Origin of the sequence: Vibrio sp. 10N.247.310.17 (assembly GCF_041466605.1) — a bacterium.
GTDB classification, from domain to species: Bacteria; Pseudomonadota; Gammaproteobacteria; order Enterobacterales; family Vibrionaceae; genus Vibrio; species Vibrio tasmaniensis_A.
The window spans coordinates 37,438-53,340 of record NZ_JBFSTC010000026.1; the positions used below are offsets into that span (position 1 = coordinate 37,438).

Here is a 15,903-nt window from a genome sequence, read left to right on the forward strand (position 1 = left end):
TATTATTTCCCCTGCTCTGCTGTGCTTGCTAATTCTGGGTTTAAAATTGTTTCTACTGAGTAGAAGCCTGTCCAGCTGTATACTTTACCGTTCAGTTCTACTTTGTGTTCAGTGCTCTCAGTCGCACCAAGTTGGTTGCTGATCATCACTGTCACATTTGACTTCTCTGTGGTGATTTCGACGACTGAACCGACGTTTGTATGCGCTACAACCTTGATGTCTTTCACAACGCCGCGAGCATTTACTGATTGTTCGAACTCTTCGTTAAAGTAACCGTGCGTTTCTAGAACAGAAGCGAACAGTGTTGTTTCGCCTTTGCTACGTAAAATGAATGCAGGCTCTGAACGTAGGTTGAAGCTTGGATCGTTAGCACCAGTGCGAGTAAAGACAACTTCAGCATTGTCGTTAGACGTTGCGCCTAGCCAAGTGTAGTACGTGTTGTTTTGTAGCCAGCTCACAAGTGCTGTGCCCTTGACTTCACCACTTGCGACGTTCCATAAGTGTTGATAACCGAAATCGCTGCCTAGCGTGTTTAACTCTTTGTTTGCTTGGTATTCAAAGTTAGTGCGAACAATCTGACCTGCATATTGGTGTGAGTAGTCGTATTGGTGCTCGCCTTCGCCGCCTTTTGTAGAGTCTAAGCGGTAAAGGTCTAACAATAGCGGAGATTCAAGCTCTTCAAGGTTTAACATGAACACGCTGCGTTGCATGTCAAAACCTTGGTAGTGATCGTTAGCAAATGCACTCATGCCGTTGATTTTCTCGTCTTCTACTTTAAAGAAGTGAGGCAAGCCGTGTACTGAGTCTGCACGCTCAACGTCAAAGTTATTCTGACATTTTTCATCAATGGTTACTGCATTATGAGCAATCGTTTGACGTGCGTAAGATTTGTTTTCATCTAGGTAACGACCGCCGAATTTTGGCTCAACGTTCACCCAACGGCAGAAGCCGTATTCACGTAGCACTTCTTGACCTCGGTTGAAGAAAGAAATACCCAGCGTATCGAAGTTGCCGTGACCCATGCCGTGTTGGCCGTAGTTCATCACTAACTGAGAAACGTCGCCTTTCTTATCCTGCATGCGGATAAAACCTTGCGCGCCGTTGTGACCTTCAGGGCCTTCGTTCAATTCAACACTTGGCCAGAAAGGCATGCCGATTTCTTTTTCAACAGAAGCCGCTTCGTATGCTTTAGATAACTCAAGACCACATGGGTGCATCCATACTGCGTCTTGAATCTTCGCCATACCAAGAATGTTTTGATCTACGCCGTTTTCTGAAGAGTAATGTTTGCTGTAAACACTGACGGCAACTTGAACACCCATGTCTGTGATGCCCATTGTGCGAGATGCATCGTTCAGAGCCGGGAATTCACCGTTCGGGTACGCTGTCGCCAGCATTGCTTGTACTGTGTTACCAATCACGCCGCCTTTGTAGTTGTAGATATCAACTTCAGGCATATGACGGTGAATCACTTCAGCGAACACACACGTTGGGCGAATCGCGTAACGGTGGTAGTAAGGACCTTCCATGTAATAACCAGAAGGTGCAAACAGTTGAGAGATTTGAGCTAGAAAGCCGCCAGTATCGTTACGGTCGATGCCGTACACTGACATTTCAAGGTACTCGCGCTTGCCTAGAGCAAGACCACAGATACCCACAGCGGCTACTGCCCAAATACCGTGGTTGTGAATGCGGTCGAAGTCGTGTGCGTATTTAACCGTAAACATTTCTAGCATTGGTTCGAAAATGCGCGATTCAATGTTGTCACGCTGCTCTTGTGTCAGTGTTGAAGCAACACAAGAGTAAGCCAAGCTTGAGAACATTAACCAGCAGTGTTCGTTCAAGATTTGGTGGAACAAACGACCTGTAGGGTTAGTGTTTTTCTGTACGTGGTAATCAAACGTTAGATATTTGTCCGCGTACTCTTCTAGTAGTTCTGTAACAAAGTCAGCGTACTTTTGCTCTTTAGTGATCAAGAACATGCGACCAGCTAAGTTCATGTACGTGTAGTTTTGCTTATGGCGGTTATGCTCGTAACCACCCGCTTCTCCGTGACCAGGAACATCAATAGGTAAGCACATGAACGCTTCTAGGTCTTTCGCGTTCGCTGCAATGGTTTTGCCCATTAAGCTAGAACGGCCCACTTCAAGGTGAAGTTGCTCTATTTCTGCTTCAGTCAACAATACTGGTTTAGTCGTCATATTCTTTGTCACCCTCAATAAAGAGTTTATCGGTTTAAACTTTGATTAAATTTTCAAACTCCATATAAAGTAATACAATATTAGCTTTAATTGTACCTATTCGTCGCAAAATGATGAGCAGAATCACATAAACCCGCATAAGCTATTGATATGAATAGATAACACTAAACATCAGGCATTTGTTAAGTTGTTGATTTATTTGCGCTATATAAAGTATCGCTTGATCAATATCACACAACGCTAGATATATTGTATTACAATTAACCTCATTCCCTTATGATGAACACAGTTAAGTAACACTTAAAAGATTTAAACAGATTAGGAGATACACAATGAACTCTTTCTTTATTCTAGATGAAAACCCATGGGAAGAATTGGGCGGTGGTATCAAGCGTAAAATCGTCGCGTACACTGACGATCTTATGGCTGTACACCTATGTTTTGATAAGGGCGCAATTGGCCATCCTCATACTCACGAAATTCACGACCAAATCGGTTATGTTGTTCGTGGTAGCTTCGAAGCTGAAATCGAAGGTGAAAAGAAAGTGCTTAAAGAAGGCGATGCTTACTTCGCGCGTAAACACATGATGCACGGCGCCGTTGCTCTAGAGCAAGACAGCATCCTTCTTGATATCTTCAATCCTGCGCGTGAAGATTTCCTAAAATAATAACTAGCGCAACCTCAGTTGCTAAGGTAAGCATATGAAATCATTAAACATCGCGGTCATTGGCGAGTGCATGGTTGAGCTACAACAGAAACAAGACGGGCTTCAGCAGAGTTTTGGTGGCGATACACTGAATACAGCACTTTACTTGTCTCGCTTAACAAAAGAGCAAGATATCAACACGAGCTACGTAACAGCACTAGGCACTGACCCATTCAGTACCGACATGTTAGAAAAGTGGCAAGCGGAAGGTATCGACACTAGCTTAATTGCTCAGCTTGATCACAAACAACCAGGGCTTTACTACATCGAGACCGATGAAACTGGTGAACGCAGTTTCCACTACTGGCGTAATGATGCTGCAGCAAAATTCATGTTTGACCAGCAAGACACGCCTGCTCTACTTGATAAGCTATTTTCTTTTGACGCGGTTTACCTAAGTGGTATTACGCTTGCTATCTTGACAGAGAACGGACGCGCACAGCTATTCAGCTTCTTAGACAAATTCAAAGCTCAAGGCGGCCAAGTATTCTTCGACAATAACTTTCGTCCAAAACTTTGGGAAAGCCAACAAGAAGCGATTTCTTGGTACTTGAAGATGCTTAAGTACACCGACACAGCGCTACTGACGTTCGATGACGAGCAAGAGCTGTACGGTGACGAAAGCATTGAACAGTGTATTGCACGTACGTCTGAGTCTGGTGTGAAAGAGATCATCATTAAGCGTGGCGCGAAAGACTGCCTAGTGGTTGAAAGCCAAAGTGCTCAGTACGTTGCACCAAACCCAGTAGACAGCATCGTTGATACAACAGCGGCTGGCGATTCGTTCAGTGCAGGCTTCTTGGCTAAACGCTTGAGCGGTGGCAATGCGCGTGATGCAGCATTAGCAGGTCACATTGTGGCAGGGACTGTGATTCAGCATCCAGGTGCTATCATTCCTCTAGAAGCGACCCCTGATTTGTCTCTATAATTGCGCACTTTAACTATTAATCAAGGGTTTGCTTAGTTGAAAGCAGACCCATTATTAACGTGAGAAAGAATTCATGACTACATTAAATGAACAACTAGCAAACCTAAAAGTAATCCCTGTAATCGCTATCAACCGTGCTGAAGATGCCATCCCCCTAGGCAAGGCACTGGTTGAAAACGGCATGCCATGTGCAGAAATCACACTGCGTACAGAATGTGCAATCGAAGCGATTCGCATCATGCGTAAAGAATTCCCAGACATGCTAATCGGTTCAGGTACTGTACTGACTAACGAGCAAGTTGACGCATCTATCGAAGCTGGCGTTGATTTCATCGTAAGCCCAGGTTTTAACCCTCGTACAGTTCAATACTGTATCGATAAAGGTGTCGCAATTGTACCGGGTGTTAACAACCCAAGCCTAGTTGAACAAGCAATGGAAATGGGCCTTCGCACGTTGAAGTTCTTTCCTGCTGAGCCTTCTGGCGGTACAGGTATGCTTAAAGCACTAACAGCAGTTTACCCTGTTAAATTTATGCCTACTGGTGGCGTAAGCTTGAAGAATGTAGATGAATACCTATCGATCCCTTCTGTTCTTGCGTGTGGCGGTACTTGGATGGTTCCAACTAACCTTATCGACGAAGGTAAGTGGGACGAACTAGGCAAGCTTGTTCGTGACGCTGTCGAGCTAGTCAATAGATAGGTTCGCGTTAACCGGCTGACACTTGTTCAACGACGAAAGCGAGCTCTGTGCTCGCTTTTTTATTACGTGATATAAAGTGGACACACCTATTTTATTTTTAACCATACTTATTAGAGTTTTGTCACTTCTAAATCAACACGCTCGCTCAACTAACCCCTATAACCACATGGATATTTGTATTATTATTTTAAATGCTTACTTTCAAGCATTTATCCGACGACAACGATGAAGTTTGAAATAATTGCAAAAAATTAAGCTCTTAAACGGCTTTAAGTGCCATCTATGATGAAATAAACATGCGCCCCAGATCACGCTAAAGACATATTGTAGTACAAATAAACATGCGAAAGGAGTAATCTAGGTGTCAGTTAATTATGAAACTTAAAAGGCTGAAAAGATGACTATTGATACTTTTGTTGTTCTCGCCTACTTCTTCTTTTTAATCGCGATTGGTTGGATGTTCCGTAAGTTCACCACCTCTACAAGTGATTACTTCAGAGGGGGCGGCAAAATGTTGTGGTGGATGGTTGGTGCAACCGCCTTCATGACACAGTTTTCAGCATGGACGTTTACAGGTGCCGCAGGACGCGCGTTCAATGACGGTTTCGTTATTGTAATCCTATTCTTAGCCAATGCTTTTGGCTACTTCATGAACTATATGTACTTCGCTCCAAAGTTCCGCCAACTTCGTGTGGTAACGGCGATCGAAGCCATTCGTCAACGCTTTGGTAAAACGTCTGAACAGTTCTTCACATGGGCAGGTATGCCTGACAGTCTTATCTCTGCAGGTATCTGGCTAAACGGTCTCGCTATCTTCGTAGCTGCTGTATTCAACATCCCAATGGAAGCAACCATTGTGGTAACGGGTATGGTTCTAGTATTGATGGCAGTAACAGGCGGCTCTTGGGCGGTTGTTGCTTCTGACTTCATGCAAATGCTTGTAATCATGGCCGTGACAATCACTTGTGCGGTTGCGGCTTACTTCCACGGTGGTGGCTTAACTAACATCGTTGCTAACTTCGACGGCGACTTCATGTTAGGTAACAACCTAAACTACATGAGCATCTTCATCCTTTGGGTTGTGTTCATCTTCGTGAAGCAATTCGGTGTAATGAACAACAGCATCAACGCTTACCGTTACCTATGTGCAAAAGACAGTGAAAACGCACGTAAAGCGGCAGGCCTAGCATGTATCCTTATGGTTGTTGGTCCACTAATTTGGTTCCTACCACCATGGTACGTAAGTGCATTCATGCCTGAGTTCGCATTAGAGTACGCTTCAATGGGTGATAAAGCGGGTGATGCTGCTTACCTAGCATTCGTACAGAACGTAATGCCAGCAGGTATGGTTGGTCTTCTTATGTCAGCAATGTTCGCTGCAACGATGTCTTCTATGGATTCAGGTTTGAACCGTAACGCTGGTATCTTTGTAATGAACTTCTACAGCCCGATTCTTCGTCAAAATGCGACTCAGAAAGAGCTGGTTATTGTAAGTAAGCTAACGACTATTATGATGGGTGTTATCATCATCGCGATTGGCTTGTTCATTAACTCTCTACGTCACTTGAGCTTGTTCGATATCGTAATGAACGTAGGTGCGTTAATTGGCTTCCCAATGCTTATCCCTGTACTACTTGGTATGTGGATTCGTAAGACGCCTGACTGGGCTGGTTGGTCTACTCTCGTGGTTGGTGGTTTCGTTTCTTACATCTTCGGTATCTCGCTTCAAGCAGAAGACATCGAGCACCTATTCGGTATGGAAACAGCGCTTACTGGCCGTGAATGGAGCGACTTGAAAGTAGGTCTTAGCTTAGCTGCTCACGTAGTGTTTACTGGTGGTTACTTCATGCTAACTTCTCGCTTCTACAAAGGCCTATCGCCTGAACGTGAGAAAGAAGTTGACCAACTATTCACTAACTGGAACACACCATTAGTAGCGGAAGGTGAAGAGCAACAAAACCTAGATACTAAACAGCGTTCAATGCTTGGTAAGCTTATCAGCACAGCAGGTTTCGGTATCCTAGCAATGGCTCTGATTCCAAACGAACCAACAGGACGCTTGTTGTTCCTACTATGTGGTTCGATGGTACTAACCGTTGGTATCCTACTGGTTAATGCGGCCAAAAACCCTGCAAAAAAGCTAAATGATGGAGCGATTCTCAAATAGTATAGAGAAAGAACACTATTCGCTTAGCTGATATAACACATAAAATAATGCCCATGCTTTCCCCCGACAGCATGGGCTTTTTGTTGTTTTATCGAGGCTATTGTTTTATCGAGGCTATTGGTTTATCGGACTCATTCAGCAAGATTTAATAAAAAATAGGCCAGCATTGCTGGCCTATTTCGTTATGGTTTAGTTATTCACTTCTAATCACTAGCGCTTATCAATTGAGCGTTAACCGTGAGTCATGACATTTTGTTGCACTAGCGCATCCAGAATATCAGAAGGCATGGTGCCATTTAACGTCAGCTGAGGCGCAAGATCTTCAACCACAATCACTTGTTCTGTCGTGCCTAAGCCATCAGGGTTAATCGTAAGTTCAATATCATCCCCGTCAACCTTCGCATCAATGTGTTGCAGCAGTGTTGTTATATCTGGTGAGGCACTTTTCAGCTCAGGTAACACTTCTCTTAGATCGAGTTGGTCTCCTTCAGATAGGCTAAAGTCGGTAATCGTATCTTCGACACCATCTTCGATGTTGAACCATACAAACGAATCCATACCGTCGCCACCAGTCAGAATATCGGAACCGCCTCCACCGATGAGAGTGTCGTTACCATCACCGCCAACTAACGTATCGTCACCCGAACCACCTTCCAGACGATCATTTCCAGATCCCGCTGTCAGGTCGATATTGCCAGCCCCTGCCAATAACTGAACATCGTCGGTTTCTGTAGCTAAATCGATATCAACCCCGTTAGACACAATGTTCAAGTTGAGATCTATCGAAGCCGATGTTGCAGTATCGCTGTTATCTAGCTCTTCTGAAACCGCCTCCACTTTGAGTGTGTAGCTTCCCGGCGTATCAGAAAGCCCGACCACTTTCACAGTGTCAATCGCATCCGCCGTGGCAATCCAAACTCCACCACCGACATCAGTCACTGAACCCACATCACTCGTAATTTGAGCACCAACAGGCACATCACTAATACGTAGCGTTAGCTTTTCCGTAATATCGGTCAAGGCAGCAATAATACCAACCAAAGGAACGCCGCTAGCGCTTACTGACTGGTTAGCGGTGATATTTCTGACGTAGTTAGACGCAGTATCAATCGACAAGGTCGGCGCATTCGCCACAGGAGTCACTGCTATATCATAGATAACTGGCGTGGTTTCAATGACGATACCAGAAGGGTTTCCGCTATCTTTCGCGATGACTTCCAAGCCAATGCTATTGGTTGGAGACAGGCTCGCATCCAGATAAACACCCGCAGGGCTAGTCGGTGTGTCAATCAATGCATTTAGGTCGCTCAACGTACCTACTAAGATAACCGAACCTGTGTTGTTGCCATTCACCATCACAGTTGTCACGGCAGGCAGCGACACATTTAACGTTCCGTAATCCACCGTCAAAGTGACCGTCATCAAGTCATTAGAAAATGAATCAACATAATCAGGATCACTGACATTGATGCCACTCAGCAGCTGACCCGATTCTTCATCAATAAAATCAGTGACATTGTCACCATTAACAACAGGTGTATCGTTAACACCTTGTACCACAACGCTGATTTCCGCGGTATCCGTTAAGAAATCATTTGAGCCATTGGTTGTACCGTTATCTTCTACTGTATAGGTGAATGTAACATCGCCATTGTAATCATCAGCTGCCGTGAATACCCAGTATGGGCCATTAATCGAATTGTCATCCGCCCCAGCAATGTTCTCAAACCTCTGAAGCTGACCTTGACCTTGATTTTGAGTAAGGCTGATATCTGTTACGGTAAGGTTATGATTTTCGATATCAGAGCTTGCCGTAATCAAGTCACCCTCAACAATCACGATTTGGCCATCTTCCGGAATCGAGCCCAAATCAACATTGCCCGCTATCGGAGCATCATTATATTCCGTCACTTTAATAGTGAAGGTAGTTTGATTCGTTTGAGCGGTATTCGGATCACCCGCATCAATCAAACCGTTATTACCACCGTCATCGATCGTAGCATTAATGGTCACTAACCCACCCAGATTGAGATAGTTCTGATCCGGGTCCGGTTTGAACGTAACCTCGCCATTAGTTAGCGCTGCATTGATGTCAGCTTCTTTACCTGTCATGACAAGTGAGCCATCAGCCTGCAATACAAATGTCACACCATTGGATTGAGTGCTTGGGAGTACAAACTCGCCCTGTGCACCCGGCAGTGTTTGGTCAACTTTTAGCGTCAGTACATACGGTGCATCTGGATTATCAAAGTTTGCGTCAATATCGTAGATACTAAAGTTGTTGATTGCCACGCCAGTAGAGTCTTCTGTCGTTTCAAGGTTAGTCACATTGACAAAGGTCGGTTGATCGTTGATAGGATCAATCACTAAATCAACATTGAAACTCGTTGGTGTGCCTAAATGCTCCGTGTTATCAGCATCTGTATCCACAGAACGAACGGTAATCTGCAGTGGACCATTAATACCCAAAGCATTACCTGTATCACTATTATGTTCGCCAGAGTTAAATACGATCTTATCTAACGACTGAGCTGGGACGTTTAGTGTCCAGAGTTGCGTCGCTGGATCATAGCTACCTATAGTGGTTCCGTCAGGGTAGTAGATAGAAGCATCTTGAGGAACACCAGCCACTTCGACTCGAAGGGTTTCGGGTGCATTTTCGGTATACGTTCCGCTTCCTGTGGCCGACAACTCTTTATCTAAAATAGTCGCATTGATTTCGATATCAATATTCTGCCCTTCGTTGCCTGTTACAGAGTCCGTAGGATTGGTATCAACATCGTCACCAACAGGCACCACATGCAGTTTGAAGCTTGGTAAGTTTGCAGCCGCAGTCGGTACACCAAGTAGCGACTCTTGAGTGAACACTTCAACACCAAACTCAGCAGTACCACTGAAGTTTTTAGGCGGTAAAATCGAAATTTCACTTAAGTCGAATGAAAGCCCAGAAGCTTGAGGCAATTGAACACTCCACTCACCGCCACCGTTGTTTTTCACAGTGTAAGCAGAACCAGCATCTACACGCATCTGGAAGCCATCAGGTACATCGGTGAACTTAATCGATACAAACTGTTCTGATCCATCAAGGTCAGTCAGTGCAATCGATACAGGTCCTGTACCTGACAAGGAAATAAGCTGGTCTTCGTTGCCGGTAATCTCGATTACATCAGGATCACTACCCGGCCCAGAGACATGTACATCATCAACAACCGGAACAACATCAAAACGAACACTTGTATTGAAGGTATCGGAGTCGGTTGCAGTGCCTACCGGAAAAGCAGAATCATTGTAGGTTGCGGTATCTGTAACTGTACCACTTACATTAATCTGCACTTGGTTAATATCATTTCCAGTTGGGTAGTTTTCTATCGCCCTAAAGAGGACATTATCGAGCGCCCCCGCCGCGATTTCAGCTTGATTAAACGTGACTGAGGTACCAAGTGAGGTGCCCGTATTGTCATAGAATGCCCCTATTGAAGGGTCATCCAACGTCAAAGTAATGGATGCAAACGCCTCTTGCCCCCCTTCGACGCCTGATACCTGATCCGAAATAGTCGAATTGAAGTCGAGTTGAATGTAGGTGTCTTCGTAACCCACCGGATCTTGTCCAGCCTGACCGTCGTTATCAACAGGATTAAAGGCATCATCAAGCGAACCGACGACATTCACCTCAATCGTAGGGTCCGCCTCTGCATCTGGCGCGACTTTGATGACGACGTCGGTAACTAACGTTTTCTCATCACCAGAGAGCGTATCTTTGGTCACTATGGTTAGTGGTAATCTAAAGTCACCAGAGTAGTCTGCCGGCAAGTTAAGTAACAGCCCTGAGAAATCAGTTGGAACGCCCTGTTCAACGGTTGTTTCGAATACATATTTTCCATTAACAAAATCGACTTCACTGCTTCCCGCTAAACTAATTGGGAAAGTGCCTCCTGGGTTAATGGTCACGGAGTCATCAATGATAATGGTCACTTGGTCTACCGAAGCATCTTCTCCAGAGAAAGTGATCACACCATTTAGTGCTGCACCTAAATCAAGTTGCGTGTCTTCGATAGCGTCGACAACACTATTAGCATCCATTGTAATGTTAGCTGCAACCTCGCCTCCCCCAACAAGTACTTCTGGAAATGATAATGTCACTTCGCCTTCCCGAATAACGGCAGGAGATGACTCAACCTCAACACCATCACCGCGATCAACCACCGTACTAAAGATAGTCATCTTGATGTCATTGAATACGTCTGGAAGATTAGAAATAGGAGGGAAACCAAGACCATTAGGAGCACTGATACTAAACAAATCCTCATTGGTCACAACCCAACGACCATCGCCTTCATAAGCCGCGCCAATAACGAGTAATTGATTCAATACGTCATCTGATAATGGAGTCTTATTCGTGTCATTATTCGTTAATTGAATAACCAGTTGGTCGACTTCCTCAATAGCAGATGATGCATCGGTTTCTTGATATCGAATAACAAATTCATCCGTGGCGGACGGATTGTCGCTGTTGGTTGTAAACTTGAGTACACCAGTCAAAGGATCGGCGCTCACCGTACCCAAAGAACCAGTTCCAGCCACGTCGTCGACGATAAGCTGATTATCGATGCCATCATGAGTCTCAACAACGGGTCTTACGATAACATTGATCGTACCTGTAACCGTCGCAGTCGCAATACCCTCACCTGGGTTAGATGAATCCACATATTCGTGATCACGCTCCTCAACGTCTACCTCTGTCGTCAATGTGAAATCAACGCTAGAGTCAGTTGGCGGAGTCATTTGAATAAAGTTATTCGCTAGTGCAATTTGGGTAAATTGTTCCGGCGTTTGATTCGCGTCTTTAGGGGTAATCGTTAACGTACCAGCACCATCATTCACAACAGTCACATCACCATTTACGGTGGGTGTGACACCCGGTGGAATACCGGAAATCTTAATTGAAGTGAAATGCTCGTCAGAGTCGATATAGTCAACGCCTTCAGGATGCCAATCGATGTTGATAGCAGTATCTTCGTTCCCGTTTGTGACGTTGTTGTAGGTTGCTGAGGTATCGATGATAGGCTCAACCAACACTCGAATTTCTTGATCAAAAGAAAGTGTGTGACCGTCGTTTTCCGTTACGATCACTTTGCCTTGAATATGGATATTCTCGGTCGAAGAGTCGACAGGTCGAATACGAATACCTGACGTTGTACCCGCCTCCGTAATATTAGCTTCGTAGATAGGTTTTGATAAATCAGGGCTACCACCCGGTCCGGTTTCGTAACCCACAAAATTAAGATCAATAACCGTACCGTCACCATCCTCGATTATAACGCCATCAGGAATACCCGATAAGATAACCGTTATTGATTCGGAACCATCGTCCGGTAATGGTGTAGTGCCGGTGTCAGGCTTTCTCTCACCCGACAATACCGTGAAGTCAAGCAGAGCAAAGCTGTCGCCGTTTTGACTCTCTTGAATCGTCGTTTGAACACCGCTTGCAGTACCATCTGTAATTGCGGTCCAATCGGTACCATTCGTCCCACCATAAGGTGTGTCAGCAACCCCTTTCACTTCAACGTTAACCGTTTTAGTACCGAGTATTTCTACATCGACTTGTTGTGGGTTGGTTGACAGGTTTGCAGTGTCCTTCACTACACCTGTAACATCAAAAGTGAAATCCACATTGCTGTGTTTAGTTGGAACCACCTCAACATTAGCCAAATCGGAATACGCTATTTCGTGGTAATTGGTACCACTGACAATAGGAACTACCGTGGTTGTACCCACAAAGTAAAGCACTGCGCCTTCTGTAATATTGCTGATACGAACAAACAGTTCTTCAGAGCCATCCGTATCGACCGACCCTGTCATGGTAATGACTTCGTCTAGCGTGAATGCATCTTTGTTAGCTAGCGGACCTATGTAATCAGGATCATCTATATTGTCTTCGTTAATCTGAATACGATTAACACTGAACTTTCCAGCATCAGCGTCAGCGGTGACATCAATAATGATGTTTTGCTCTACAGAACGGGCCTCAGTTTTATCATTTGCTCCGCCGTTGGCAGTATCTTCATAAGGATTCAGTGTTTCTTCTGTAACCGCTGTTGCTTTGAATTTAATCTGACCCGAGAAATTATCAATAGGGTTAACCACGGTGGTGTTAATGTCTTCTGCTGCTATTTTATATACACCATCCGCCGTCAGAGTAAGCACATTGCCGTCTTTATCAAGAAGCTCAAACTTCCCGTCGCCTTCGATAACTTCTAACTCATAGGTGATCGTTTCAGTTTGAGTGTTATCTTGTGATTCTGCATTCAGCTGTAGTGTGACATTGTCTTCATCTTCGTTGACTTGATACTGATAAGTGCTATTACCATCATCCCAAGTAGCAATATCCGCTACCGCTTCAATCTCGATTTTGAAGCTTGAGTTTACTTTGTGGTCAAGAGTGCCTCCATTATCGATCTCCAATTGATAGCGGATCTCAACACCATTACTATCTGAACCATAGTTTTGGTCAGGGACAAAGAACAGGTTATCGATAGTCGCAATAGTTTGTCTGACTTCACTCGGGTTTAATGCAAAGCTTTGTTGCATTTGAGGCGGTCCAAATAATATTTGACCGTTAGTTTCAGGCGTTAACTTGTGATACTCACCACCCTCAAAGTAATAGAACGTGCCTCTATGGTTACTGTTTTTTATAATCAGTTGACCGATAGACTCGCTGTTATCCCTGTCATTCAGGTTAACCTGAAGCGCAACTTGAGCTGGTGCATTAGGTAAACCGCTTTGGTTGTCTTGTATATTTTCAAGAATCGGAGCATCACCTGCAGCATATGGTATTGTTGAGTCTCTACCCGCATCCTCAAAGGTGGTCACTGTCAGCGCGATCTTCGACGAATTCCTATCCGTAATAGTGATGTCCAAGGGTGTCGATGACGTATCTGAATCGCCATCCTTCGCTGTTACATTAATAGAGAAATTAATTTCATCACCAACATGCTCTAAGTAATTATTGGCTCTAAACTCTATCTCACCATTTGAGTTTATTTTCAGTCGACCCAGCTCTCGAGGATCAACAGCGCCATTGATCTGCTCGTATACTCGTACCTCTTGAGTACCACTATTTAAATCGAAATCACTACTGTAAGGCCCATTGTTCCCTGAACGGAAAACAATTCCACTTCCGTCAAAGGCCTCAATTTTGCTCAGTTCAGCGCCATCAGCGCCTACATCAGTGGCATCAGCAAACATATCGACTATAGAACCGCGATAACCCTGACCTTCAACACGAGTAATCGATTGTGTTGTCACTAATGGAACATCATCCGTCACCGTGATCTTCAGATCGATCGCATTCGATTGGTCTTGATCAAAATCTTCAGCAACGATTGAGAAATCAAGATCTATCGTGTTCTCGTTTGCACCGTCAGGGTGCTTCAGTGGTTTAAATAATTCGAATTGATAGCTGTTATCAGAAGTATCGAAAATAATCTCGAACACGGCTTCATTGCTGGTCACAGTTTGAGCAACGTATGTGAATTTTGTGCCGCTTTGTGAAACAGCTAGCCACTCTAAGCTTTCTCCATCGGAGGTTAAACCGGTCAAGACTAAATCTTCATCAACCAATTCATACTTCACAACGCCATCGGCACCTTCATCGACGGTGAACAGTCCATTGATAATGGTGTCTTCAGATTGATCCGAGCCTATGCCTGAAAGGTCGTCTTCATCGACAACCGTTTCGCCCGTCGGCGGCGTCATTACTGGAACATCATCAATGACTTGAATTGGTAGTTGATACTGGTTGGAGTCATCGCCATCACCGTCTACCGCCACAACATTAAATGGTATGGTTAGGTCATTTGATCCAGTAGCGTGATTTAGAGGGCCAAGTAAAGTGAATGTGTATGACCCATCGTTACCCAGTGCAAGAGTAAAAATCGGTGTCCCACTTGTGGTCGCACCTTGGTAGGTGGTTGTGTTCGCAGCCCCAGTAACCTCAGTGATCGAAATCGCTTCATTGCCTGATGTCAGAGTAGTTTCTAGAGTGGCTACGTTACGCAGTTCGTAAACCTCTACTTGGTCTGCACCTTCTGTGGTCACAAATGAGCCTGTCGCTTGAGCCACAACAGAGCCTAAATCATCTTCATCAACAACAAACGTACTCGCGACGGTTGTATCCGTAATGACTGGTACATCATCAGTAATAGTCACCGTAAGAGGCTTAATTACCGAATCCGTATTGTCTTGGTCGACCGCAATAACTGGCAAAGTGAAGATTTGAACGTTATTACCTTGCACAGGCAGGTGATCTAACTCTTCTAACAATGTGAAGGTATATTGACCAAGCACCAAACTATCAAAAGTGATGGTGAAAATGTCCGTTTGGACACCACCGTTTTCTACGAAGCCAATATAATTGTCGCTGTTTAGAGGATCTTCTTTGAGCTTAACAACCAGACCATCCGATTTTAGGTCCCCAGTTGTGTTGAACTGCGCAGTATCAATACGGAAGTGGTTCACATCATCACTACCAGATGTAAACGTCATTGTTCCGGTTTGAGTGACCGTTATGCTCGGAGAGGTGCCATCAAGCAAGTTTGCTTCAGCCAAGGCGACTGGTGGTATGTTATCAATAACAGGTGGAGCACCATCTGAAATGGTAAGCGTAACGGTCGACGTGACTTCGTCACCATCTTTATCTTCAGACGTGACCGTAATAGTCTTAACAATATCGCCCCCTGAATGATTGAGGTTGCGATTAGGTTCGAAACGGACATCACCTTCCAGAGTGATATACAGTTTACCTTCAGCAACAGGGAAAACCTGCTCTCCAGTTGTCCCCTGAACTAACGTGTACACGTTGTTATCGTAAGTAAACTGGGTAATCGTTGCCCCGTCGGCACTTTGGTTTGGCATGACATCGACAGTACCTGTCGTGACAACACCAGCGGCTAAATCTGCAACCGTTGGTTCCGTAATGCTCAGCGTTTGATTTTGCATGCCTTGAACATCATCGCTGACCGTCACTTTCAGTGGCGACATTAATGAGTCATCACCATCACGATCTACCGCATAAACGGGGAGTTCAAATATCAGGTCATTCTTCGCTTGTCCATCAGCATGATCTAATGCTTCAAGCAGAGTAAAAGTGTACTCACCCACAGTGCTAGTAGAGAAACTAATCGTAAAGACAGGAACTTCTG

6 protein-coding genes are annotated in these 15,903 nt (G+C 44.7%); 4 read left to right on the forward strand and 2 right to left on the reverse strand.

What is annotated here, in order from left to right; genetic code table 11:
- Window positions 1-2: 2 nt before the first annotated feature.
- Window positions 3-2,201 (reverse strand): heparinase II/III family protein, encoded by a 2,199-nt coding sequence (locus tag AB6D80_RS09870; RefSeq protein WP_029225577.1) that lies wholly within the window; start codon window positions 2,199-2,201, stop codon window positions 3-5.
- A 332-nt stretch (window positions 2,202-2,533) separates the two neighbouring features.
- Here AB6D80_RS09870 and AB6D80_RS09875 point away from each other — a divergent pair, with 332 nt between their 5' ends.
- From AB6D80_RS09875 to AB6D80_RS09890, 4 genes are all read left to right on the forward strand, one after another.
- Window positions 2,534-2,869, forward strand: a complete 336-nt coding sequence (locus AB6D80_RS09875) for a cupin domain-containing protein (protein ID WP_009846518.1) — start codon at window positions 2,534-2,536, stop codon at window positions 2,867-2,869.
- Window positions 2,870-2,903: 34 nt separating this feature from the next.
- Window positions 2,904-3,836: a sugar kinase gene (locus AB6D80_RS09880; RefSeq protein ID WP_009846517.1), complete on the forward strand. Its 933-nt coding sequence runs from the start codon at window positions 2,904-2,906 to the stop codon at window positions 3,834-3,836.
- A gap of 73 nt (window positions 3,837-3,909) precedes the next feature.
- Window positions 3,910-4,536, forward strand: coding sequence for a bifunctional 4-hydroxy-2-oxoglutarate aldolase/2-dehydro-3-deoxy-phosphogluconate aldolase (locus AB6D80_RS09885; RefSeq protein ID WP_009846516.1), 627 nt, complete (start codon window positions 3,910-3,912; stop codon window positions 4,534-4,536).
- 397 nt (window positions 4,537-4,933) lie between these two features.
- Entirely contained in the window at window positions 4,934-6,703 is a 1,770-nt protein-coding gene (locus AB6D80_RS09890; RefSeq protein ID WP_009846515.1) for a sodium:solute symporter family protein, read from the forward strand.
- Between the two features lie 231 nt (window positions 6,704-6,934).
- Here AB6D80_RS09890 and AB6D80_RS09895 read toward each other — a convergent pair.
- Window positions 6,935-15,903: cadherin-like domain-containing protein (locus tag AB6D80_RS09895; protein WP_372188414.1), on the reverse strand; the 8,969-nt coding region annotated here is incomplete at its 5' end.

Bases quoted from the DNA above. Each gene is read 5' to 3' on its own strand.
- AB6D80_RS09875 (WP_009846518.1), top strand. From the start codon at position 2,534: ATGAACTCTTTCTTTATTCTAGATGAAAACCCATGGGAAGAATTGGGC.
- AB6D80_RS09890 (WP_009846515.1), top strand. From the start codon at position 4,934: ATGACTATTGATACTTTTGTTGTTCTCGCCTACTTCTTCTTTTTAATC.
- AB6D80_RS09885 (WP_009846516.1), top strand. From the start codon at position 3,910: ATGACTACATTAAATGAACAACTAGCAAACCTAAAAGTAATCCCTGTA.
- AB6D80_RS09880 (WP_009846517.1), top strand. From the start codon at position 2,904: ATGAAATCATTAAACATCGCGGTCATTGGCGAGTGCATGGTTGAGCTA.
- AB6D80_RS09870 (WP_029225577.1), bottom strand. From the start codon at position 2,201: ATGACGACTAAACCAGTATTGTTGACTGAAGCAGAAATAGAGCAACTT.